Source organism: Lonsdalea iberica, from assembly GCF_002111585.1.
GTDB classification, from domain to species: domain Bacteria; phylum Pseudomonadota; class Gammaproteobacteria; order Enterobacterales; family Enterobacteriaceae; genus Lonsdalea; species Lonsdalea iberica.
The window spans coordinates 129994-153718 of sequence record NZ_LUTP01000003.1 but is presented as its reverse complement, the minus strand read 5'-3'; the positions used below and the strand labels follow the sequence as shown (position 1 = coordinate 153718).

General features: G+C 55.7%; 22 protein-coding genes and 2 pseudogenes. 7 read left to right on the top strand and 17 right to left on the bottom strand.

What is annotated here, in order from left to right; translation table 11 throughout:
* Window positions 1–100: 100 nt before the first annotated feature.
* Window positions 101–673 carry a D-glycero-beta-D-manno-heptose 1,7-bisphosphate 7-phosphatase gene (gene gmhB / locus AU511_RS02115; RefSeq protein ID WP_094108615.1) on the bottom strand — a complete coding sequence of 191 codons (573 nt, stop codon included), beginning with the start codon at window positions 671–673 and terminating at the stop codon, window positions 101–103.
* Between the two features lie 182 nt (window positions 674–855).
* On the opposite strand from gmhB, the gene metN reads away from it, so the two are divergent.
* From metN to proS, 6 genes and pseudogenes are all read left to right on the top strand, one after another.
* Window positions 856–1887 (top strand): methionine ABC transporter ATP-binding protein MetN, encoded by a 1032-nt coding sequence (metN, locus tag AU511_RS02110; protein ID WP_094100423.1) that lies wholly within the window; start codon window positions 856–858, stop codon window positions 1885–1887.
* The gene (locus AU511_RS02105; protein WP_094100424.1) at window positions 1880–2533 is read left to right on the top strand and encodes a methionine ABC transporter permease MetI; all 654 of its coding nucleotides are present in this window, start codon (window positions 1880–1882) and stop codon (window positions 2531–2533) included. Before metN ends, AU511_RS02105 begins: the two co-directional genes overlap by 8 nt.
* A 64-nt stretch (window positions 2534–2597) precedes the next feature.
* Entirely contained in the window at window positions 2598–3413 is an 816-nt protein-coding gene (locus AU511_RS02100) for a MetQ/NlpA family lipoprotein (protein WP_094100425.1), read from the top strand.
* A gap of 113 nt (window positions 3414–3526) precedes the next feature.
* The gene (gene rcsF, locus AU511_RS02095; RefSeq protein ID WP_094100426.1) at window positions 3527–3937 is read left to right on the top strand and encodes an Rcs stress response system protein RcsF; all 411 of its coding nucleotides are present in this window, start codon (window positions 3527–3529) and stop codon (window positions 3935–3937) included.
* The gene (tsaA, locus tag AU511_RS02090) at window positions 3934–4641 is read left to right on the top strand and encodes a tRNA (N6-threonylcarbamoyladenosine(37)-N6)-methyltransferase TrmO (protein ID WP_094108614.1); all 708 of its coding nucleotides are present in this window, start codon (window positions 3934–3936) and stop codon (window positions 4639–4641) included. Before rcsF ends, tsaA begins: the two co-directional genes overlap by 4 nt.
* A gap of 115 nt (window positions 4642–4756) precedes the next feature.
* Window positions 4757–6474 (top strand): annotated as a pseudogene (proS, locus tag AU511_RS02085) (proline--tRNA ligase).
* A 75-nt stretch (window positions 6475–6549) separates the two neighbouring features.
* On the opposite strand, the gene rpoS reads toward proS, so the two are convergent.
* The 16 genes and pseudogenes from rpoS to cysJ all read right to left on the bottom strand — a co-directional run bounded on the left by rpoS (window position 6550) and on the right by cysJ (window position 23006).
* Window positions 6550–7542, bottom strand: a complete 993-nt coding sequence (rpoS, locus tag AU511_RS02080; RefSeq protein WP_026739256.1) for an RNA polymerase sigma factor RpoS — start codon at window positions 7540–7542, stop codon at window positions 6550–6552.
* Between the two features lie 53 nt (window positions 7543–7595).
* Complete coding sequence (gene nlpD / locus AU511_RS02075) at window positions 7596–8696, bottom strand: murein hydrolase activator NlpD (protein ID WP_420843432.1); 1101 nt, start codon at window positions 8694–8696, stop codon at window positions 7596–7598.
* Window positions 8697–8964: 268 nt separating this feature from the next.
* Complete coding sequence (locus AU511_RS02070) at window positions 8965–9591, bottom strand: protein-L-isoaspartate(D-aspartate) O-methyltransferase (protein ID WP_094100430.1); 627 nt, start codon at window positions 9589–9591, stop codon at window positions 8965–8967.
* 107 nt (window positions 9592–9698) lie between these two features.
* Complete coding sequence (gene truD, locus AU511_RS02065; RefSeq protein WP_094108622.1) at window positions 9699–10748, bottom strand: tRNA pseudouridine(13) synthase TruD; 1050 nt, start codon at window positions 10746–10748, stop codon at window positions 9699–9701.
* Window positions 10748–11245: a 2-C-methyl-D-erythritol 2,4-cyclodiphosphate synthase gene (gene ispF, locus AU511_RS02060; RefSeq protein ID WP_026739252.1), complete on the bottom strand. Its 498-nt coding sequence runs from the start codon at window positions 11243–11245 to the stop codon at window positions 10748–10750. Before ispF ends, truD begins: the two co-directional genes overlap by 1 nt.
* A 17-nt stretch (window positions 11246–11262) precedes the next feature.
* Window positions 11263–11982: a 2-C-methyl-D-erythritol 4-phosphate cytidylyltransferase gene (ispD, locus tag AU511_RS02055; RefSeq protein ID WP_094108612.1), complete on the bottom strand. Its 720-nt coding sequence runs from the start codon at window positions 11980–11982 to the stop codon at window positions 11263–11265.
* A 2-nt stretch (window positions 11983–11984) separates the two neighbouring features.
* Window positions 11985–12323, bottom strand: a complete 339-nt coding sequence (gene ftsB, locus AU511_RS02050; RefSeq protein WP_094100433.1) for a cell division protein FtsB — start codon at window positions 12321–12323, stop codon at window positions 11985–11987.
* A 182-nt stretch (window positions 12324–12505) separates the two neighbouring features.
* Window positions 12506–12847 carry a DUF3561 family protein gene (locus AU511_RS02045; RefSeq protein ID WP_094100434.1) on the bottom strand — a complete coding sequence of 114 codons (342 nt, stop codon included), beginning with the start codon at window positions 12845–12847 and terminating at the stop codon, window positions 12506–12508.
* Between the two features lie 50 nt (window positions 12848–12897).
* Window positions 12898–13521 (bottom strand): adenylyl-sulfate kinase, encoded by a 624-nt coding sequence (gene cysC, locus AU511_RS02040; RefSeq protein WP_094108611.1) that lies wholly within the window; start codon window positions 13519–13521, stop codon window positions 12898–12900.
* Window position 13522: 1 nt separating this feature from the next.
* Window positions 13523–14950, bottom strand: a complete 1428-nt coding sequence (gene cysN / locus AU511_RS02035) for a sulfate adenylyltransferase subunit CysN (RefSeq protein WP_094108610.1) — start codon at window positions 14948–14950, stop codon at window positions 13523–13525.
* Between the two features lie 11 nt (window positions 14951–14961).
* A complete protein-coding gene (gene cysD / locus AU511_RS02030) occupies window positions 14962–15870 on the bottom strand; it encodes a sulfate adenylyltransferase subunit CysD (protein ID WP_094108609.1) in 909 nt (302 codons plus the stop codon).
* Between the two features lie 11 nt (window positions 15871–15881).
* Complete coding sequence (cysG, locus tag AU511_RS02025; RefSeq protein ID WP_094108608.1) at window positions 15882–17303, bottom strand: siroheme synthase CysG; 1422 nt, start codon at window positions 17301–17303, stop codon at window positions 15882–15884.
* Window positions 17304–17463: 160 nt separating this feature from the next.
* Entirely contained in the window at window positions 17464–18507 is a 1044-nt protein-coding gene (locus AU511_RS02020) for a hypothetical protein (protein ID WP_167371985.1), read from the bottom strand.
* A 217-nt stretch (window positions 18508–18724) separates the two neighbouring features.
* Complete coding sequence (locus AU511_RS02015; RefSeq protein WP_094100440.1) at window positions 18725–19459, bottom strand: phosphoadenylyl-sulfate reductase; 735 nt, start codon at window positions 19457–19459, stop codon at window positions 18725–18727.
* Between the two features lie 12 nt (window positions 19460–19471).
* Window positions 19472–21187, bottom strand: coding sequence for an assimilatory sulfite reductase (NADPH) hemoprotein subunit (gene cysI / locus AU511_RS02010; RefSeq protein ID WP_094108606.1), 1716 nt, complete (start codon window positions 21185–21187; stop codon window positions 19472–19474).
* Window positions 21187–23006 (bottom strand): annotated as a pseudogene (gene cysJ, locus AU511_RS02005) (NADPH-dependent assimilatory sulfite reductase flavoprotein subunit). The gene cysI and the pseudogene cysJ overlap by 1 nt, the downstream one beginning before the upstream one ends.
* Before the next feature lie 350 nt (window positions 23007–23356).
* On the opposite strand from cysJ, the gene queD reads away from it, so the two are divergent.
* Complete coding sequence (gene queD, locus AU511_RS02000; RefSeq protein ID WP_026739240.1) at window positions 23357–23725, top strand: 6-carboxytetrahydropterin synthase QueD; 369 nt, start codon at window positions 23357–23359, stop codon at window positions 23723–23725.

Here is a 23725-nt window from a genome sequence, read left to right as displayed (position 1 = left end):
CTGTCCGCTTTGCCGTGTCAGTGGGAGCGCATTATAGGGATCTCTCCGGGTTGCACAACCCCTTTTTTAATCTTTTTTGCTATACGCGCGTTTTTCAGCCTCAACGCTTGTTTTTTAAGCTTTTTATGGCTTTAGGCAGGTCTGCCAGACTCTCTATCACGCTATCAGCCAGTTCTTCTCCCTCTTCCGTCACAGGTTTACCCGTGCGTACGAGGACTTTAGTGCCTACTCCTGCCGCTGCGGCCGCCTGCATATCTTCGACTTTGTCGCCGACCATATAAGAAGAAGCCATATCGATGTGCAGATGCTCTTGGGCAGATTTCAGCATACCCGGCTGTGGTTTCCTGCAGTCACACGTCTGGCGATACTCTTCCTCAGAGCCTTCCGGATGATGCGGACAGAAATAGATGCCGTCCAGGTCTACCCCTCGGTCGGCCAAAGACCAATCCATCCATTCGGTCAGTTGCATGAACTGCTCTTCCGTAAATTTGCCGCGCGCGATACCCGACTGATTGGTAATCAGCACCAAGGCAAATCCCATGGACTTCAGCTCGCGCAGTGCATCGATAACGCCGTCGATGAACTGGAACTGATCGATTTCGTGTACATAACCGTGATCGACATTAATCGTGCCGTCGCGGTCGAGAAAAATTGCTGGAACGCTGGTTGCCACTTTACTTTGCTCCCGATAGAGAAAATTGCGCCGTAGTATCGCAGTTTTCGCTGCTGGAGAGAATGATAGCAGAGTTACAATCTCGATTGACTTGGACGTCTAGACGCCTTAGCATCCCGACAACAAATAGTCAGTATAAGTAAGTGTTATTCATCGGCCCGCGGCCCTTATTGATAGAACTCATGATAAAACTTTCTCGTATTACAAAGATTTTTCAGCAAAACGGTCGAGCCATTACGGCGCTCGACGACGTTACGCTGCACGTTCCGGCGGGCCAAATCTATGGCGTCATCGGCTCTTCCGGCGCGGGTAAAAGCACCTTGATCCGCTGCATTAATCTGCTGGAGCGTCCCACATCTGGAACCGTTCTGGTCGCCGAACAGGATTTAATGGCGTTATCGAATAGCCAATTGACGCGCGCACGCCGCCAAATCGGCATGATTTTCCAGCATTTCAATCTGCTCTCTTCCCGGACGGTATTCGGTAACGTCGCATTACCGCTGGAGCTGGACAGTCTGCCGTCCGCCAAGATCAAACAGCGCGTCGATGAATTGCTGGAGCTGGTTGGGTTGTCGGATAAGCACGATGTGTATCCCGCCAACCTATCTGGAGGCCAGAAACAGCGCGTCGCAATCGCCCGCGCGTTGGCCAGCAATCCCAAAGTTCTGTTGTGCGATGAAGCGACAAGCGCGCTGGACCCGGCCACGACTCGCGCGATTCTGGAGTTGCTGAAAGATATTAATCGCCGCTTGGGGTTGACCATTCTGTTGATCACCCATGAAATGGATGTAGTGAAACGCATCTGCGACCAGGTCGCCGTTATCAGTGAAGGACGTCTGATTGAGCAAGACACCGTCGGACAGATGTTCTCTCATCCCAAAACGCCGCTGGCTCAGAAGTTCATTCATTCAACATTACATCTGGATATTCCGGATGACTATATCGCTCGTCTGACGCCAACGCCTCATGAGGGCAGTATTCCTCTGCTGCGCATGGAATTTACCGGTCAGTCTGTTGATGCTCCGCTGCTGTCGGAAATCGCACGGCGCTTCAACGTAAACAACAATATTATCAGTGCGCAGATGGATTACGCCGGTGGAGTTAAGTTCGGCATCATGCTGGCGGAAATGGCCGGCACGGAAGCGGACACCACGGCAGCTATTCAATTCCTGCAAGACAACCACGCAAATATAGAGGTACTCGGTTATGTCTGAAGCCATGATGTGGTTAATGGCCCGCGGCGTGTGGGAAACAATCGTGATGACCCTGGTTTCAGGCTTTTTCGGCTTCGTACTGGGGCTGCCTGTCGGCGTGCTTCTCTATATAACGCGCCCGGGACAGATTATCGCCAACCCCAAACTTTACCGGGCGCTTTCGGCCATCGTAAATATCTTTCGTTCCATCCCCTTCATTATATTGCTGGTGTGGATGATTCCTTTTACCCGCATGATTGTCGGCACTTCCATTGGTCTTCAGGCCGCGATCGTACCGCTGACCGTAGGTGCCGCGCCGTTTATCGCCCGTATGGTGGAAAATACGCTGTTGGAAATCCCCGGCGGGTTGATTGAAGCCGCACGGGCGATGGGAGCCACGCCGATGCAGATCATCAAAAAAATCTTGCTGCCAGAAGCGCTGCCCGGCCTGATTAACGCCGCTACCATCACGTTGATTACTCTGGTGGGCTATTCTGCAATGGGGGGTGCCGTAGGCGCCGGCGGCCTGGGACAAATCGGTTATCAGTATGGTTATGTAGGCTATAACTCCACGGTGATGAATACGGTATTAGTACTGTTGGTTGTGTTGGTTTTTATCATTCAATTCTGCGGCGATCGCGCAGTTCGGGCTGTCACTCGCAAGTAATTGTTCCATTGCCATGCACCTTGAAAGTGCGTGATAACAAGACTGTTAAGCAGAGGTAAGGAATATGGCTATTAAATTGAAATCTATCGCCGCAGTAGGCGCATTGGTTGGTGCTCTGGCGCTGGCAGGATGCGGACAGGAAGAAAAGGATCCTAACCATATCAAGATCGGCGTCATTGTCGGTGCCGAACAGCAGGTCGCCGAAGTAGCCCAGAAAGTGGCCAAGGACAAATATGGTCTGGACGTTGAGCTGGTCACCTTCAACGATTACGTTCTCCCCAACGAAGCGTTGAGCAAGGGCGACATCGATCTGAACGCGTTCCAGCACAAACCCTATCTGGATCAGCAGATCAAAGATCGCGGCTATAAACTGGTGTCCGTCGGCAACACCTTCGTTTACCCCATCGCGGGCTATTCGAAAAAGATCAAATCTCTGAGCGAACTGCAGGACGGCGCGCAAATCGCCATTCCTAACGACCCGACCAACCTGGGCCGTTCCCTGCTGCTACTCCAAAAACAGGGGCTGATCAAACTGAAAGACAATGTTGGGCTGTTGCCGACCTCTCTCGACATCGTCGAAAACCCGAAACATGTGAAGCTGGTAGAACTGGAGGCGCCTCAGTTGCCACGTTCGCTGGATGACGACCAGATTGCCTTGGCCGTTATCAATACCACTTACGCCAGCCAGATTAATCTGACGCCGACTAAAGACGGATTGTTTGTTGAAGATAAAGACTCACCGTACGTCAATCTGCTGGTCGCCCGTGAAGACAATAAAGATGCGGAAAATGTGAAGAAATTCGTCAGTGCTTACCAGTCTGATGAAGTGAATCAGGCCGCGTTGAAAACTTTTAATGGCGGTGCCGTCAAAGGTTGGTAAGTTTCCCATTGCATGAAACGATAAAATATCCTACTGACGGGCCTCGGCCCGTCTTGTTATTTTTCGCATAGCTTGCTTCAATAAGCGCACTTATGAAAGCCAGAGGAAAAGCTATGCGTGCCTTGCCCATTGTAATGTTATCGCTGTCGCTGACAGGATGTTCTCTGCTACACAAATCGACTACGCCTACCACATCCCAGCCCGAGACACCGTCAACCATTGAAACAACGCCTAAAACCAGACCCGCTCCACCTGCTACGCCGGCCGTACTGTACAAAAGCGCCGAGGAACTGGTAGGGAAGCCTTTCCATGATATGGGCGAAGTCTCTGGTTCCTCATGCCAGGCAACGGCACAGGATCCTCAGCCGAGTATCGCCACAGCAAGAAAAAGATTACAAAGCCGGGCGACCAGCCTGAAAGCGAATGCGGTGCTGCTGCATCAGTGCCAGATTGTGAGCGATGTCGACAGCTGCTATCGCCAAGCTATCTGTGAAGGCACTGCGCTGAAAGTCTCCTCTCAATGAACGAGTTTACCTTCGATCAGATCGGTGTTATCCGCTCCCCTTATAAAGAGAAGTTTGCCGTTCCTCGACAACCGGGACTGATTGAAGATGGCGGAGGTGAACTACGCTTGCTGCCGCCCTACAACCAACAGGAAGCTGTGCGCGGGCTTTCCGACTTCAGCCACCTATGGGTACTGTTCGTTTTTCATCAGACGGCGTCTGCAGGCTGGCGTCCTACGGTCCGTCCTCCTCGCTTGGGAGGCAACGCGCGTATGGGCGTTTTCGCTACCCGTTCGACGTTTCGTCCCAATCCTATCGGGATGTCTTTGGTCGAGCTCAAAGGCGTGCGTGTCGACAAGCACGAGCTGGTGCTGGAACTCGGCAGTCTGGATTTGGTGGATGACACGCCCGTGATCGACATTAAGCCCTACCTTCCCTTCGCCGAAAGCCAGCCACAGGCTCGGGCAGGCTTCGCGCCCTGCGCACCGGAAGCAGACATGCCGGTGATATTTTCTCCTCTGGCGGAACAACAGCTGGTTGCATGGCAAGATCGTTACCCGCAGCTACGCCGTTTCATCACCCAGGTATTAGCGCAAGATCCACGTCCGGCCTACCGTAAAACAAGCCATGATGAGAAGGAATATGCTGCGCTATTACTGGAATTCAACGTGCGTTGGAGAGTGACCAACGGACAAACAGAAGTAATATGCCTGGATACCCGTTAAAAAACGTCTGCATCTCTTTTGGGGAACGTTCCTCGCTGGTAAACTAAGCCACTTTTTATTTATGCTCAGGCCCTTCGGCCCACGCTATTTATCGTTCTTACGGAACTACAACACCATGCGTACAAGTCAATATTTGCTCTCCACTCAAAAGGAGACGCCCGCCGACGCCGAGGTTATCAGTCATCAGCTGATGCTGCGCGCAGGAATGATTCGTAAACTCGCCTCGGGTCTCTACACCTGGTTGCCGACGGGTTTGCGCGTTTTGAAAAAAGTCGAAAATATCGTGCGCGAAGAAATGGATAGCGCCGGCGCCATCGAAATTTCGATGCCTGTCGTTCAGCCTGCGGACCTGTGGCAGGAGAGTGGTCGTTGGGAACAGTATGGTCCCGAGCTGCTGCGCTTCGCCGACCGCGGCGAACGTCCGTTCGTGCTGGGCCCGACGCATGAAGAGGTCATCACCGATCTGGTGCGTAATGAAATCAGCTCCTACAAACAGCTACCCCTAACCTTCTATCAGATCCAGACCAAGTTCCGTGACGAAGTCCGTCCGCGCTTCGGCATCATGCGCGCACGCGAGTTCTTGATGAAGGACGCTTACTCCTTCCATACCACTCAAGAGTCACTGCAGGCAACTTACGATGCGTTGTATGCGGCATACACAAAAATCTTCAGCCGTATGGGTCTGAACTTCCGCGCCGTACAGGCGGACACTGGCTCTATTGGTGGTAGCGCGTCTCACGAATTCCAGGTACTGGCCGCATGCGGCGAAGACGACATCGCCTTTTCTACCGAATCCGACTTCGCCGCTAATATTGAGCTTGCCGAAGCGGTTGCTCCGAACGTTGAACGCGCCGCGCCGACGCAGGACATGACGCTGGTTGAAACGCCCAATGCCAAAACTATCGTTGAGCTGGTCGACCAGTTCAACGTGCCGGTAGAAAAAACGGTCAAAACACTGCTGGTGAAAGCGACGGAAGAAAGCGCGTACCCGCTGGTTGCCCTGCTGGTTCGCGGCGATCACGAGTTGAACGAAGTGAAAGCCGAGAAGCTGGATCTGGTTGCGAGTCCGCTGACCTTCGCCACGGAAGAAGAAATTCGCGCGTTGGTGAATGCAGGTCCAGGCTCGCTGGGTCCCGTCAATCTGTCTTTGCCGGTCATCATCGACAGAACCGTTGCGGGCATGAGCGATTTCAGCGCGGGCGCCAACATCGACGGCAAGCACTATTTCGGCATCAACTGGGAGCGTGACGTTGCGCTACCGAAGGTGGCTGATCTGCGCAAAGTGGTGGAAGGCGATCAAAGCCCTGACGGTAAAGGCACGTTGCAAATTAAGCGCGGTATCGAAGTCGGCCACATCTTCCAGCTCGGCACAAAATATTCCGAAGCCATGAAGGCAACGGTACAGGGCGAAGATGGCCGTAACCAGACGCTGACGATGGGATGCTATGGTATTGGTATCTCACGCGTGATAGCCGCAGCAATCGAACAAAATCATGACGACCGCGGCATTATCTGGCCAGACGTGCTTGCACCGTTCCAGGTCGCCATTCTGCCGATGAACATGCATAAATCCTTCCGCGTAAAAGAAGTGGCGGAACGCATTTATCAGCAGTTGCGCGACAATGGCGTAGAGGTATTGATGGACGACCGTAAAGAACGCCGGGCGTGATGTTTGCTGACATGGAGCTGATTGGTATTCCTCACACCATCGTCATTGGCGATCGTAACCTGGATAACGATGATATCGAGTACAAAAACCGTCGTCAGGGTGAGAAACAGATGATTAAGACTGGTGAGGTGGTGGACATCCTGCTCTCGCAGGTCGTGCGTTAATCGCGTCCCAGTTTCAGTCATAAAAAATGGTGGGTTACCCCACCATTTTTTTATTCTCGTCACTATAAGTGGCGACTATGCACGGAACAGCTCTTCAATATCGAGCCCCTGCATTTGCAGGATTTCACGCAGACGACGCAGTCCTTCAACCTGAATCTGACGTACGCGTTCGCGAGTCAGACCAATTTCACGACCAACATCTTCCAGCGTGGCCGCTTCATAACCCAGAAGGCCGAAGCGACGAGCCAGAACTTCTCGCTGTTTTGCATTCAGTTCGAACAACCACTTAACGATATTTTGCTTCATATCGTTATCCTGCGTAGTGTCCTCAGGACCGTTGTCTTTCTCATCGGCCAGAATATCCAGTAACGCCTTTTCAGAATCTCCGCCCAGCGGCGTGTCAACGGAAGTAATACGTTCGTTCAGACGCAACATACGGTTCACGTCATCAACTGGTTTATCGAGCTGTTCGGCAATTTCTTCCGCACTGGGCTCATGATCTAGCTTATGGGATAACTCGCGTGCTGTGCGCAGGTAAACATTAAGTTCTTTGACAATGTGAATAGGTAAACGGATGGTGCGGGTTTGATTCATTATCGCCCGCTCTATGGTTTGCCTGATCCACCAGGTCGCATACGTTGAAAAGCGGAACCCTCTTTCCGGGTCAAACTTCTCAACGGCTCGGATCAGACCAAGGTTTCCTTCTTCAATCAGGTCCAGCAAAGCTAGCCCCCGATTGTTGTAGCGACGGGCGATTTTCACCACCAACCGCAGGTTACTCTCGATCATACGTTTGCGTGATGATACGTCACCACGCAACGCTCGCCGGGCAAAATAGACCTCTTCTTCGGCGGTTAAAAGAGGCGAATAGCCAATTTCTCCCAGATAGAGTTGAGTAGCATCTAAAACACGCTGGGTGCTAACTTGTGACAATAACTCATCGTCTAAAGAGTCATTGTCACTGGTTTCTTCCTCTGCCAGCGCCTTATCGTCAAATACGTCAAGCCCATTCTCGTCGAAATCAGTATCTTCATGTAACTCGTTAACTTTCAGCGTACTTTGGCTCATAAGCGGCTCCTACCCGTGATCCCTTGGCAGAATACCGAAGCACTCTGCCCGATTTATCGCTGCGGAATAAAACGCAGCGGGTTTACGGATTTCCCCTTGTAACGAATTTCAAAATGCAAGCGTACTGAACTGGTTCCGGTGCTACCCATGGTAGCTATTTGTTGTCCCGCCTTAACCTCTTGTTGTTCCCGGACCAGCATGGTTTCGTTATGGGCATAGGCGCTCAGGTAGTCATCATTATGCTTGATGATTATCAGATTCCCGTAACCGCGCAAAGCGTTGCCCGCGTACACCACGCGCCCTCCGGCGGTAGCAACCACGGTTTGCCCACGTGAGCCAGCGATATCAATCCCTTTATTTCCCCCCTCAGAGGCTGAGAAATTATCAATGACTTTCCCATCTGTAGGCCAACGCCAACCAGTAATAGCGGCATTACTGCTGCTAGGTACCGGCGTTGGTTCGGTAGCAGGAGCGGAAACTGCGGCTCCTGTAGCAGGTAACATCTTACCCACATTCTGTTTACCCGAATTTGCAGAATACGCATTAGTTGAGGTGGAATCAACCTGTGAAGTTTGTATTTGCGTACTGCCAGGCGCCTGTGAAACTCCTCCTGACGCCGCATTGGCTGGAAGCATGTGACCGCTGCGCGAACTGGACGCGCTTACGACTGCGCCTGAAGGCGCGCTGGCAACCGCTATGCCCTGCGCTGAGCTCGTATTCATATTATTTCCCAGCGCCAGACTCTGTCCGACATTCAGACTGTAGGGTTCTGGGATATTATTGCGCTGCGCCAGCTCGCGATAATCGTTGCCTGTAATCCAGGCGATGTAGAACAGCGTATCGCCGCGCTTTACGGTATAGGTATTCCCGGTATAACTCCCCTTAGGAATCGCGTCATAGCTGCGGTTATAAACGATTTTGCCGCCTTGCGAGTTAACGGAAGCGGAAGTGACCGGCGTGCTGACCACGGCCGCAGGTCGTGAATTCGCCGATGAAGAGAGGCGTGGCGGTGAAGCGATCGCGCCGCTACGGCCAGAGGCATTGCCACCATCGCCCACGCTGCTTATGGAGGCAGGCTGATCGTTACCGTCGGCGCAGCCCGCCAACCCCAGAGCAATTGCCGTACATACCGCGAGCTGACGCCAGTTCATCATTTGGCTCCCCATGCGCCGAATCCCCCTATGACCCAAAATTGACTCGTTAATTGTCGCCAGCTGTCTCAAAAAATTGGCTAAAATGCCGAGAGTTGGAACCTTTCATTTCCGAATAAACTCAACAACGCGCTCCCTCGTTTCTGAATAAAACGGGTTTCGACGGGCCATAGAGACAGCACCATTCGTTGATGCTAGCAATATCAACAAATTAGTACCATAAGATAGTTGTATTGAAATTTTAAGGCGGGCTGGCGATCATCGCAAAGCGTCAGGCCAGTTCGCCCTTGACCAGCGGCACAAAGCGAACCCCCTCAACGGTTTGAATAATCAACTCTCCGTTATTGCGTTGAACCACCTTGAGTGTTTGCTGCTCTTCACCCACCGGCAGTACCATGATGCCGCCTTCATCCAGTTGCTCCATCAGCGCAGCGGGAATTTCCGGCGGCGCAGCCGTAACGATAATCGCGTCGAAAGGCCCTTTAGACGCCCATCCTAACCAGCCGTCGCCGTGCCGTGTGGACACGTTATGCAGATCGAGCTGCTTGAGACGACGTTTAGCCTGCCACTGGAGTCCTTTAATCCGCTCCACAGAGCACACATGCCGCACCAGATGCGCCAGCACGGCGGTTTGATAACCCGACCCCGTACCAATCTCCAGAACCCGGGATACGGGCGTCAGACGCAGCAATTCGGTCATTCTGGCGACCATGTAAGGTTGCGAAATCGTCTGGCCAGAACCTATGGGCAACGCCGTATTTTCATAGGCTTTGTGTTCAAAAGCTTCATCAACGAAGCGTTCTCGCGGTACGGCGGCCATCGCCTGTAACAGGCGTTCATCCTTAATTCCCTGCCGACTCAACTGTTCCAGTAATGTCTGCACGCGTTTGTTCACCATTCCCCGCAAACCCCAGCTTTGGCTAACCTCATCAACGTTATCTATGCTGCTTGGACAAAGGCATGCCCCTGCCGCAGCGTTGTGCTCTCCGTCGCGCCCGAATACCGCTACATCCCGCTGTCAAATGCCTGTTCTTCGACCTGCATCAGCTCGCGCACGACGCTGGTGGCATAACAGCCCGATGGCAACCAGAAACGCACGGTGACGACGTCATCATTCTGCCAGGACCACGCCATGTGTTGCGGAGTCACCAAGACAGCTCTCCGCGCCGGCTCCAGACGCTCCCGGCGCAGCAGCGACAGCAGCAGCTCGTTCTCTTCCAGACAGGACGACTCGAATGCCAGCGCATCGCCCTGCGTACCCGCTTCGCCATCGCCCGGCATAGGGGCCGTCACCTGTAGCTCTCCCGCATCCAGGCGCTGTTGCAACGTCTCAAGCTCGTCGGGCTGTGCGACGAACCAGCTGCCGCGACCGGTCAATTGCAGCGCATCCCCGTTCAACACGGTTTTTTCCAACTTTTGAGTCAGACGGGCGCTGGCGACACGGTTGAACAGTTCACTACGGCTGGCCGACAGATAAAAACTGCGTTTACTGCGTTCTTTAACACGAATCTCATTATTGGCCCAGCGCCGAGCCTGCTCAAGATTATTGCCGTTACGGCCAAAACGCTGGCTGCCGAAATAGTTGGGCACGCCCTGTTCGGAGATATGTTGTAATCGCGTCTCAATTTCCGCTCGGTCGCTGATGTGACGAAGCACCAGCGTGAACGCATTTCCCTTCAAGGCGCCGATACGCAGTTTACGGCGGTGACGGGCGGTTTCCAGAATTTCGCATCCTTCCAGCTCGAAAGTCCGCCAGTCCGGATCGGCTTTGCCCGGCATATGCAGGCCGAACCATTGTTCAGTGACCGCATGGCGGTCTTTCAGCCCCGCATAGCTAACCGCGCGGGCGGGCAGACGGGCGAACTTCGCCAGCGCTTCGGCAACAAAAGACGTATTGCAGCCGCGTTTACGCACCCGGACCAAAATGTGTTCGCCATCGCCATCTGGCTGGAATCCGAGATCTTCGATCACCTCAAAGTCTTCTGCCGATGCTTTCAATACGCCGCTTGCGGAAGGCTTACCGTGCATCCAGTAGAGCTCATTAGAGGTTTCCATTACCATGCCACGACTCCCGACGCATCGCTTTTCACCAACAGAGCCACGGCCTCACAGGCGATCCCCTCGCCGCGGCCGGTAAATCCCAGTTGCTCGGTAGTGGTCGCTTTAACGTTGACGTCGTCCATGTGGCACTGAAGATCTTCCGCCAAATTGACTCTCATTTGCGGAATATGCGGCGCCATTTTCGGCGCCTGAGCGATAATGGTCACGTCCACATTGCCCAGGCTGTACCCCATCTCGGAAATACGGCGCCAGGCTTCCCGCAAGAGTTCGCGACTATCCGCGCCCTTGAAGGCAGGATCGGTATCCGGAAACAGTTTGCCGATATCGCCAAGCGCGGCGGCGCCCAGCAGCGCGTCGGTGACTGCATGCAGCACCACGTCGCCGTCGGAATGCGCAAGCAAACCTTGAGTGTAGGGAACTCTCACTCCACCGAGTACAAGCGGGCCTTCGCCACCGAATTTATGGACATCAAAACCGTGACCGATACGCATCGCACACGCTCCTTTATTTATACAATAGTTTGATTTTCAAGGTTACGAGTCAGATAAAACTCCGCCAGGGCCAAATCTTCCGGGCGGGTGACTTTGATATTATCCGCCCGTCCGCTGACAATCTGGGGATGGTAACCGCAAAACTCCAATGCCGACGCTTCATCGGTTATCTCCGCCCCTTCGGACAGCGCGCGTTCCAGACTGTTTTTCAGCAGCATAAAAGGAAATAGCTGTGGCGTCAGGGCGTGCCAGAGCGCGTTTCGCTCGACCGTGTGTTCAATAGCGCCCTGCGCGTTGCTGCGCTTCATAGTATCTCGCACTGGCGCAGCCAAAATACCGCCAACGTCGCTTTGCGAAGTCAGTTCCAGCAAGCGAGCCAAATCGTCTGGATGCAAGCATGGACGGGCTGCATCATGCACCAACACCCATTTCACGTCCTGAACCTGCTGCAGACCGGCCAGCACGGAGTCGGCCCTTTGACGTCCGCCCTGGACGATTTGAATGCGAGGATCGGAGGCCAACGGCAGCGTTTGAAAGTCGTCGTCATCGGGGCTGATGGCGATAATGGCCTTACGGATACGCGGATGCTGAAACAGCGCGTCCACCGTATGTTCCAGAATCGTTTTGTTACCGATATTCAAATATTGTTTCGGGCGATCGGTCTGCATTCTGCTGCCGTTTCCGGCGGCAGGCAGCACGGCAATCACCTCAGATGGGTCATCCTTCAGAGTCAGCATACCTAGCGTGGGGTCGGATAAGAGGAAGATTGAGGGGACGTAGAGGTCGAGTTGGTCTGATGGCCCGACTGGTTTGGCACCAGACGATAGAAGGATTCACCGGGTTTAATCATACTCAGTTCGTTACGAGCGCGCTCTTCGATCGCTTCCTGCCCGCCATTGAGATCGTCGATTTCGGCGAAAAGCAGTTCGTTACGGGATTTCAACTTGGCATTGCTAGCCTGCTGAACGGCAACGCCATCCTTCACCTGCACCAAGTCGTGAATACCGTTTTTTCCAAGCCAAAGCGAATACTGCAGCCAGCCTAGAATGACCAATAATAACAGCGTAAGTTTTCCCATCCCGCCCCCTGAAAAGCCGCCTAATCATCCCATAACTTTTATCAGGACTCCACTGTGCGGATGCAATTGCTGAAGACAATTCGGCACAGGCACTCCAGAACACCAGACCCTACGCGTCAAAAGGGAGCGAGGTCCCGGTACCGGAAGTCCGGCGCAGAGGCCGTCCGGCTATGAATAATAGCCTACCAGCCCGAAATTACCGAGAAGACCAGCCAGAAGCAGAACAGCACGGAACCGCCGCAGCACAGGAGCATGGGCAATACCCGCCGCTGCCACAGCAGGCCGAACAGCACACCCACCATGACGCAGAGAAGCAGCAACGCCAGAAACAGGGGCCAGGTATAGAGCATCAGCAGCCGCGTGGCATCAAGACCATACAACAAGAAAGTGAGCGCAAACGCCAACCAGTAGAAGCAGAAGCCGGCTATCGCCCCCAGGCTGGGGTATGACACCGGCGTGTCCTGTGAAGGAGGATGGATCTGGCGATGCGGCAATAGCGTAACACGCTGGACAGTTTTTCCCATTCGGCTCGTATTCCCGGCACAACGCGTTTTGGCAACGCTTGACAAGAGTGTTAAGCGTCTATGATAGCCAGACGGCGCAGCATCGCTAACAGTTGCGCGATCAAATCTGTTACTAATTGTTCTCCATTGAGATGCGCTTCCGGCTGCTCAGGCGCTTCATAGATCGCGTCAATACCCGTGAAATTGCGCAGCTCGCCGGCGCGGGCTTTCTTGTAGAGACCTTTGGGATCGCGCGCTTCGCACACCGCCAGCGGCGTGTCCACGAACACCTCGATAAACTGACGTTCTTCCAGCAAGTCGCGCACCATCTGCCGTTCGGCGCGATGCGGCGAGATAAACGCGGTGAGAACAACCAAGCCGGCGTCTACCATCAGCTTGGCCACCTCCCCGACGCGACGGATATTTTCGCGCCGGTCGTCGTCCGTAAATCCCAGGTCGCGACACAAGGCGTGCCGAACGTTGTCGCCGTCCAGCAAATAGGTGCTGACGCCAGCAGCGTGCAGCGCCTGCTCCAGCGCCCCTGCCAGCGTCGATTTTCCCGAGCCGGACAGCCCGGTAAACCAGATGACCGCGCCACGGTGGCCGTGACGACGCTCACGATCCGCACGCATCACCGCGTGAGAATGCCAAACCACGTTCTCATTGGCTGGCGGCAGGGATGATGAGTCGGACACCTTATTTCCCCCCCAGCAGATCGCGCGCGCCCCAGTGCGGGAAGTGGCGCCGCACCAACGCGTTCAGCTCCAGCTCAAACGCACTGTAAGCGCCGGGCTCTTCATAGGTCCGTTCGATGCCTTCTCGCACCAGACCCGCCCCCACCGTGACGTTACTCAGACGGTCGATAAAGATCATCCCGCCAGTGACGTGGTTCTGCGGATAGCGGTCCAGCACCAGGGGTTCGTCGAAGGTCAGCGCCACCAGCCCGATGCCGTTCAACGGTAACGATTCGGTCACCCGTTGAGTCAGCGTATTGATTTCGACCTGATACTGAATATTTTCCACGCGCGCCCGCGTTTTTTTGCCCGCAATTTTGATGTCGTAGCTTTGCCCCGCGACCAGCGGCTGTTCCGCCATCCACACGACATCCACCTGCGCGCTCTGCACCGCTTCCAGCGTTTCCGCATGATCGACGATCAGATCGCCGCGGCTGATATCGATTTCCTTTTCCAGCACCAGCGTCACCGCTTCGCCAACCTGTGCCTGCGGCACATCACCGTCAAACGTCACGATGCGAGCGATGGCCGACTCAACGCCGGAAGGCAGCACCTTGACGCGTTGGCCGACGTGGACCACACCGGACGCCACCGTGCCCGCATAGCCGCGGAAATCCAGGTTGGGTCGGTTGACATACTGCACCGGGAAGCGCAGCGGCTGGGACAGGCTGTGCGGCGCAACATCAACCGTCTCCAGCACTTCCAGCAGCGTAGGGCCGCTATACCAGCTCATCTGGGTGCTGGGCGTCGCCACGTTATCCCCTTCCAGCGCGGAGAGCGGGACGAAGGTCACGTTGAGATCCGCCGGTAGCTGCTGCGCAAAGTCCAGGTAGTCCTGCTTAAACTGTTCGAAGACCGACTGCTGATAGTCGACCAGATCCATTTTGTTGACCGCCACGACCAGATGACGGATGCCCAGTAGGGTGGCGATGAAGCTATGACGGCGCGTCTGATCCAACACGCCTTTTCGGGCATCGATCAGCAGAATCGCCAGTTCACAGGTGGATGCGCCGGTCGCCATGTTACGCGTGTACTGCTCATGCCCCGGGGTGTCGGCAATGATGAACTTGCGCTTCTCGGTAGAGAAATAGCGGTAAGCGACATCAATGGTGATCCCCTGTTCGCGCTCAGCTTGTAAGCCGTCGACCAGCAAAGCTAAATCCAGCTTTTCACCCTGTGTTCCCAGCCGTTTGCTGTCATTGTGCAACGTGGAAAGCTGATCTTCGTAGATCTGACGGGTATCATGCAGAAGACGGCCGATCAAAGTGCTTTTACCGTCGTCAACGCTGCCGCAGGTCAGGAAGCGCAGCAGGCTTTTGTCCTGTTGTGCAAGCAGATAGGCCTCGACTCCGCCCTGCTCGGCGATCTGTTGTGCTATATCGTGATTCATGCTGCCACTCCTCAGAAATATCCCTGACGCTTTTTCAGCTCCATCGACCCGGCCTGATCGCGGTCGATCACCCGTCCCTGACGCTCGCTTGTGGTGGAGACCAACATTTCTTCGATGATCTCCGGTAGAGTTTGCGCCTGCGACTCAACCGCGCCCGTCAATGGCCAACATCCTAGCGTGCGGAAACGCACCATGCGCTGAGTGATGGTTTCACCCGGCTGCGGCTCGAAGCGGTCGTCGTCGACCATCATCAGCATACCGTCACGCTCGACCACCGGGCGCTCTGCGGCCAGATACAGCGGCACGATGTCGATTTTTTCGAGGAAGATGTACTGCCAGATATCCAGCTCCGTCCAGTTAGACAGGGGGAACACGCGGATGCTTTCCCCCTTGTTGATCTGACCGTTGTAGTTGCGCCATAGCTCGGGTCGCTGGTTTTTCGGATCCCAGCGATGGAAGCGGTCGCGGAACGAGTAGATACGCTCTTTGGCGCGCGATTTTTCTTCGTCGCGCCGCGCGCCGCCGAAGGCGGCATCAAAGCCATACTTGTTCAGCGCCTGTTTCAGCCCCTCGGTCTTCATGATGTCGGTATGCTTCGCGCTGCCGTGCACGAACGGGTTGATCCCCATCGCGACCCCTTCCGGGTTTCGGTGTACCAGCAGTTCGCAGCCGTAAGCCTCGGCCGTCCGGTCACGAAACTCGTACATTTCGCGAAACTTCCAGCCGGTATCGACGTGCAGCAGCGGGAACGGCAGCGTGCCGGGATAGAAAGCCTTGCGCGCCAGATGCAGCATGACCGAGGAGTCTTTACCGATGGAATACATCATCACCGGATTACTGAACTCCGCCGCGACTTCGCGAATGATATGAATACTTTCTGCTTCAAGCTGTTGCAGATGCGTCAGTCTTTTCTCGTCCATAAAATCGTACCTTAAGCCAAATTCACCACTGTTGGCCGACGTTCTGAGGCCGACACCCGCGAATGATCTCCAAACCAGGCGATTTGCTCATGCAAATTCACCACCTCGCCAATCACCAGCAATGCCGGTGTAGCCGCCTGCTGCGCCAGCGGTTCTAACTGTTGCAATGTGCCGGTCAGCACCTGCTGATCCCGGCACGTGCCGCGGCTGATCACGGCGACCGGCGTTGCAGCGGATCGTCCGTTTTCTATCAGCTGACGGCTGATATCCGCGGCTTTCATCGTCCCCATGTAAATCACCAGCGTTTGCCGCTCGCGCGCCAGCGTAGACCAGTCCGGCGCTTTGCCGTCTACGCGATGGTGTCCGGTAATAAAGGCCACGCTTTGCGCATAGTCGCGATGGGTCAGCGGGATCCCCGCGTACGCGGTCACGCCCGCCGCCGCCGTCACCCCCGGCACCACCTGGAAGGGAATGCCCGCCTTGGCCACGTGCTGCAATTCCTCGCCGCCCCGACCAAAAATAAAAGGATCGCCGCCCTTCAGGCGAACGACCCGTTTGCCTTGCTGCGCCAACGTCACCAGCCGCCGGTTAATCTCGTCCTGCGGCATCAGATGCGCGCTGGCGCGTTTGCCCACGCAAATCATCTCGGCGTCGCGTCGAACCAGTTCCAGCACGTCCGCGCTCACCAAATAGTCGTACAGCACGACGTCCGCCTGCTGGATCACCTGTAGACCGCGTAGCGTCAGCAGGCCAGCATCGCCCGGTCCCGCGCCCACCAGAGATACCTCGCCCTGCAGGCTCTGCGGCTCCATCAGCTGTTTTTCCAGCGCGTCCTCGGCTTCGGTCAATTTTCCCGACGTCACCAATGAAGCAAAACGACTGTCGAACAGGCGCTCCCAAAATCGGCGTCGGCCTGTCATCGTCGGCAGTTGCTGTTTAATACGAGTACGCCACTGGCCCGCCAGCTCGGCCATCTGTCCTAAGCGAGAGGGCAGTAGCGCCTCCAGCTTTTCACGCAGCAGTCGCGCCAATACCGGCGCCGTCCCGCTGGACGAGATCGCCACCATCAGCGGTGATCGATCAATCAACGACGGAAAAATAAAGGAGCACTTCGGCTGATCGTCGACCACGTTGACCAGCTTTTGCCGACGATCCGCGGACGCTGAGACCGTTTCATTGAGCTTCGCATCATCGGTGGCGGCAATAACCAGGAACACCGGGTCCAGCTGTTCAGGGCTGAACTCACGGGCAATCCAGACCACCTTTCCGGCCTGATGCAAAGCATCAAGCGAGGCGCACAGTTCGCGCGCCGCCACCCGGACCTCTGCGCCCGCCCGCAGCAATAGCGTGATTTTACGCATGGCCACTTCGCCGCCGCCCACCACCAGCACGGGGCGCTGCCGTAGATCGGCGAATACAGGGAGATAGTTCACAGATGCCTTTACTAAGATAAAAAAGTGATAATGGGACTATAAAACGAGGGGGTAAGCGTAATGAAATGCCGAATTCGCATGATAAGTTCCGTAATGGAATAAAGAAGCACTCGATAAGCGGTAAAAAGCGTATTCACGCCCCTAAATGGGGGATTGGGACTCAATCGGGTATACCGAAACTGCCCAAATGTTCCGTCAGCTGATGAACAAGCAGATACGCTTTTACCTCCCGTTGCCAAGCATCGCCCAGCGACGCCACTCGACTATAAGTCACTCCGGCCAGCACGCCACGGTCATCATAAGCATTGATTAACGTCTGGTTTATCGCATCCTGATTCAGCGCAGGATTTGACCGCTGCTGACGCGCCAGCGCATCAACCACCCGCTGTCGCTGTTCTGCATCCGGTTTCCAGCGTTGGTGATATAGGCCGCTCAACACGATAAACAGCGGTGGTACACCTTCATCTCTCGCGGCTTGCAACCGCGAATGCCCATCTAAAATCACATAGGCGCCCAGCCCGGAGACAAACCACAGCAGAATGGGAGGCAACGTTCTTTCCCGTGCCTTCTTCCGCCACCACTTCACCCGCGACGAGGCCGGGTCGACCACAGACAGCGGCAGTAACTGCGTGCTTTCCCACCAGCGATCAATAAGAAACACCGCGTCTGACGCGGACAAATCCGGGATGTCTTCGCCGAACAGATCCCAACGAGGACAATAGTCGCCCGCGGCCTGAGGAGCGATAAACCGCCACGCATTTATCGGCTGCGGCTGAGTTCCGCGCGGCGCGGCGGGCACCACATACGACATAGGCCGCAGCAGCCACTGGCCGCTGTTCAGCAGCGGTTGAGGCGAAGAGAGCAAGCACTCGGCAAAGAAGCGACACCACGCAGCCTGACGCGCGGTGGACGTTTGCACGGCTTGCGCCCGCATGACGTCGGCGGAGCGAATCGGGGGGAGCAGAGAACGCTGGCCGATCGCTTTGCGAGGACAAAGTACGCTAGCCTCGGCGCCATTCTCCGCTATCACCGCCCAGAATAAGGTTTCATCTCCGCAAATCGCCCGCGCCCTACCCTGCTCGCCCACAAGCAGTTGCAGCTTTCCCGCCGATCGCTGGCCGGAAGGACTTTCCAGCGCTAATCCCTGCCAGACGCCCTCTCGGTCGTCGATGTCTCGCCGCCACATTTTCTTCCTCTCAGACACCCTACACCGCTCCATTCAGCCAACAGCGGTAAAAATATCACGCCACGCCGGGGGCATCACGGCGATACCCGATGAATTTTTCTCCTCGCATCTCAATCGCGGCGCTCACTCAGAGTGACGACACATCAGGTTGAAGGTGGTTTTGTCGGCCCTAAAACAGAAGGCGGTTGAAGTCTCGTCGTCACGAAAGAAAGCCCCTCTGGAGAAGGGCTGTGGGTTAACCTTCATGCAAACCGCACTCGCGCTTGAGACCGAAGAAGCGCGTCTCTTCTTCGCTCATGCCCGGCTCCCACTTGCGGGTGGTATGGGTATCACCCACCGACAGATAGCCCTGATCCCACAGCGGGTGGTAGCTCAGGCCATTGGCCTTTAGGTACTGATGGACCTGTCGGTTGTCCCAGTCGATGATCGGCAGGAATTTGAATACGCCGCGCTGCATAGACAGCACCGGCAACGATTCACGGCTGCTCGACTGCTCGCGGCGCAGTCCGGCGAACCAGGTCCCCGCGCCAAGTTCTTGCAGCGCCCGGTTCATCGGCTCAACCTTGTTCATCTGGTTGTAGCGTTCGATACCTTCTACGCCTTGCTCCCACAGCTTGCCGTAGCGCGCTTCCTGCCACGCTGGCGACAGCGCGGCGCGAAACACCTTCAGGTTCAGATTCAACTGGTCGGTGAGGCTGTCGATGAACTGATAGGTTTCCGGGAACAGGTAGCCGGTATCCGTCAGGATCACCGGGATCCGCGGACACTGCTGAGTCACCAGATGCAGTGAAATCGCCGCCTGAATACCAAAGCTCGACGTCAGGACAAACTCACCCGGCAGGTTTTCCAGCGCCCAGGCGATTCGGTTTTCGGCGGAAAGGCTTTCCAGCTCGGCGTTGATTTCCGCAAGCTCAGCCTCTTGTTCCTGCTTCGGCAACGCGTTGAGCGCATCCAGAATGAGTGCAGACATCAGGCTCTCCTCTTAGTCATAGAAATCGACAGCGGGGTCGAGCACCGGTTTGATGATGTGGGCACGAATGGCGAAATCGCCAAATCCTTCGCCCGCTTCGCGCTCCTGCGCCCAACGCCCTACCAACTGGTCGATTTCGCTGAGGATGTCAGCTTCGGTGATATTCTCCCGGTACATACGCGGAATGCGCGTTCCTTCCCGGTTGCCGCCGAGATGCAGGTTGTAACGGCCGATGGCTTTACCCACCAGGCCGATCTCTGCCAGCAGCGAACGGCCGCAGCCGTTAGGGCAGCCGGTGACACGCAGCACGATGTGCTCATCGCCGACGCCGTGCTGCTGCATGATCCCTTCTACTTTTGTGACAAACTGCGGCAGAAAACGTTCGGCTTCCGCCATCGCCAGCGGACACGTCGGCAGCGAAACGCAGGCCATCGAGTTTTTACGCTGCTCGCTGACCGCATCGTCAATCAGCCCGTGTTCGCGCGCCAGCGCTTCAATTTTCGCTTTATCGCGCGTGGCCACGCCCGCCACAATCAAGTTTTGATTGGCCGTCAGGCGGAAATCCCCTTTGTGGATTTTCGCGATTTCATTCAGCCCGGTTTTCAAAGGCCGGCCTGGATAGTCCAGGATGCGGCCATTTTCGATAAACAGCGTCAGGTGCCACTTGTTATCGATGCCTTTGACCCAGCCGATACGGTCGCCGCGGCCGGTAAATTCATACGGACGGATCTCTTCGAACGTCACGCCGGACCGACGTTCCACTTCCTGTTTGAACGTATCGACGCCAACGCGCTCCAGCGTATATTTGGTCTTGGCATTCTTACGGTTGGTGCGGTTACCCCAGTCGCGCTGGGTGGTCACTACCGCTTCCGCCACGGCCAGCGTCTTCTCGACGGGGATATAGCCGAACTCGCTGGCGGTGCGCGCGTAGGTTGCCTTGTCGCCGTGAGCGATGGACAATCCGCCGCCCACCAGCACGTTGAAGCCGACCAGGCGGCCGTTTTCGGCGATGGCGACAAAGTTCAGGTCATTCGCATGCAGATCCACGTCGTTCTGCGGCGGGATCACCACCGTGGTTTTGAATTTTCGCGGCAGGTAGTTCGATCCCAGAATCGGCTCTTCGTCCGTCGTCGCTATTTTTTCCCGATCGAGCCAGATCTCGGCATAAGCGCGAGTACGCGGCAACAGATGCTCAGAGATCTTCTTCGCCCAGTCGTACGCCTGCTGGTGCAGCGCTGACTCGGCCGGATTGGACGTACACATCACGTTACGGTTGACATCGTTCGCCGTGGCCAGTGAATCCAGCCCCACATCATGCAGCAACTGGTGCGCCGATTTCAGGTCGGATTTCAGGATGCCGTGAAACTGGAACGTTTGACGGTTGGTAATACGGATACTGCCGTAGATCGTCTTGGCCTTAGCAAAAGCGTCGATCGCCAACCACTGCTTCGGCGTCATGACGCCGCCCGGCAGGCGACAGCGCAGCATCATCGCATGACGCGGCTCGAGCTTCTGCGCGACGCGCTCGGCGCGAATATCGCGGTCGTCCTGCTGATACATGCCGTGAAAACGGATCAGCAGAAAGTTGTCGCCGGTAAAGCCACCGGTCAGGCCATCGTTAAGATCGTCTGCGATGGTGCCGCGCAGAAAGTTGCTCTGCTGTTTTAGACGCTCCGCATCGGTGAGTTTGCCTTCTACCACCAGCGGGCCAGAATATCTCTCGCTCATTAGTACACGTCTCTCTGATAGCGCCGCTCAAGCCGCAGCTCGCTTAAAAATTCATCCGCCTGTTCGGCATCCATCCCGCCCTGCTCGGCAATCACTGCCAACAGCGCCTGCTCGACATCCTTCGCCATGCGGTTGGCATCGCCGCATACGTAAATGTGCGCGCCATCCTGGATCCAGCGCCAGACTTCCGCGCTCTTTTCACGGAGGCGGTCCTGAACGTAAATTTTGTGCTCCTGATCGCGCGACCAGGCCAAATCGATGTGGGTCAGCAACCCGTCCTTGATGTAGCGCTGCCACTCTACCTGATACAGGAAATCTTCCACAAAGTGCGGATTGCCGAAGAACAGCCAGTTTTTACCCCCGGCGCCCTCCGCTTCACGCTGCTGCATGAAGGCCCTGAACGGCGCGATGCCCGTCCCCGGACCAATCATGATGACCGGCGTATTCGGGTCCGCGGGCAGACGGAAGTTATCGTTATGCTCAATGAAGACGCGGACGTCGCCGTCCTCTTCCAGCCGATCGGCCAGAAAACCGGAGGCGCCGCCGGTGCGCTCGCGCCCTTCATGGGTATAGCGCACGACGCCGACGGTGATGTGCACTTCGTTGCCGACCTCTTCCAGAGATGAGGCAATGGAGTAAAGGCGCGGCGTCAGCGGACGCAACCAACCGACCAGCTGTTCCGGCGTCAGTTCGGCGGGCGCCGAGCGCACCATATCCACCAGCGGCGTCTGCTGCGCGTACCGCTGCAGCGCGGATTTGTCTCCGACCCGCCCCTGGAGTGCTTTATCCCCCGACAACCCGGCATATTTCTCTACCAATGGCGCCGTGTTTTGCGTCAGCTCAAAATGCCGTTGCAGGGCCTCGGCGAGCGACAGCGTCTTACCGGACACCGTCACCGTTTCATCCCCTTTCAGTTTCAGCAGTCCTAGTAATTCCTCGACCAGCGCCGGGTCATTCTCATACCACACGCCCAGCGCATCGCCGGGACGATAGCGCAGACCCGACTCGCCCAAGTCAATTTCCAGGTGACGCACGTCTTTGTCCGAGCCGCGACCGGTGATCTTTTGATTGACCGACAGCGCCGCGGTATAAGGCGTTTCTTTGCCGTACGGACTCGCGGTAATCTCATCCAGCGCGCCCACTGCCGCCGTCTGAACGGCAGCCGCATCCTGCGCCTGATGGCGAGACTTCAGCGTTTCCGTCAACCGTTGCCGCCACTGCTCTGCGTCTGGCTGGAACGCCACGTCAGCGTCCACACGATCTAACAGGCGCTCCGCCCCCAGTTCCGCCAGACGACCGTCGAAGTCTTTACCGGCTTTGCAGAAAAACTCGTACGAGGAGTCCCCGAGGCCGAAGACCGCAAATGCGGTGCCTTCTAAGGTCGGCGCTTTTTTGGAGAACAGGTACTTATACAGTGCCACGGCTTCTTCCGGCGGCTCGCCCTCGCCCTGCGTCGATGCCACAACGACGAGCAGTTTTTCTTGAGCAATTTGCTTAAATTTGTAATCGCCCGCGTTGACGAGCGTAACTGGCAACCCCGCAGCCAGCAGATCATCCCGAGTCTGTTCAGCGACCCGACGCGCATTCCCCGTCTGAGACGCGAGATCAGCGTAATCGATGAAGGCGCCGCAGCGGCGGGGGTGCCGGCTGTCGCCATTGCGCTGGTAGAAACGCCCGCGGGCTGCTGAGAAATCCCCCAGAAATAACCGGATAACCAGGCAAGCTGGGTGGGTGAGAAGTCACCGGTTGCCGCCTGCAGGCGCGCAAGTTGATCCGCGCTTAGAGGAAATAGCGAAGTCGGAGAAACCGGATTAGTCATTGTGATACTTTTTCCTTGTTCAGGTCGCTGGCGCCAATGCCGATTTGGTGCGGTACAAAGTTGGATGGGTTATTAAGGTAGCGACCCCCATCTTAACAATTAAAGAAATGATGGAAATATCAAATAACCAAAATGACTAAAGGGTTTTTTATATACCCTTTACCACAAAAAGCGATATAGCCGAAAAATAGAAATAATTGTTTGTTTTATAAGGATAAAAATCACTAAAGCGCACCAAAAACCAAATGATAAAAATTACCATTTACGCTTCTTTACGGCGGAAAATAGCGCAAAGGCGCACTTTCCGGTAGTATGCGTCGGTTTTTTCAGGTCATATGAGATTCACCGTCATGCCAACCATGCTGTTTAAAGATTTTCAGTTTGAAGCCGCTCATCGGCTTCCCCATGTTCCAGACGGACACAAATGTGGCCGCCTGCATGGCCACTCATTTATGGTTCGACTGGAAATTACCGGCGAAGTCGATGCCTATACCGGCTGGGTGATGGATTTTGCCGAACTGAAAGCCATCTCTCGTCCGATCTGGGAGCAGTTGGACCACCACTATCTGAACGAAATTCCTGGGTTGGAAAATCCCACCAGTGAAATTCTGGCTCAGTGGATTTGGCAAAGACTGAAACCGATACTGCCGCTCTTGACCGCCGTCCGGGTCAAAGAAACCTGCACGGCGGGTTGTGTGTATCGGGGAGAGGAAAAGTAG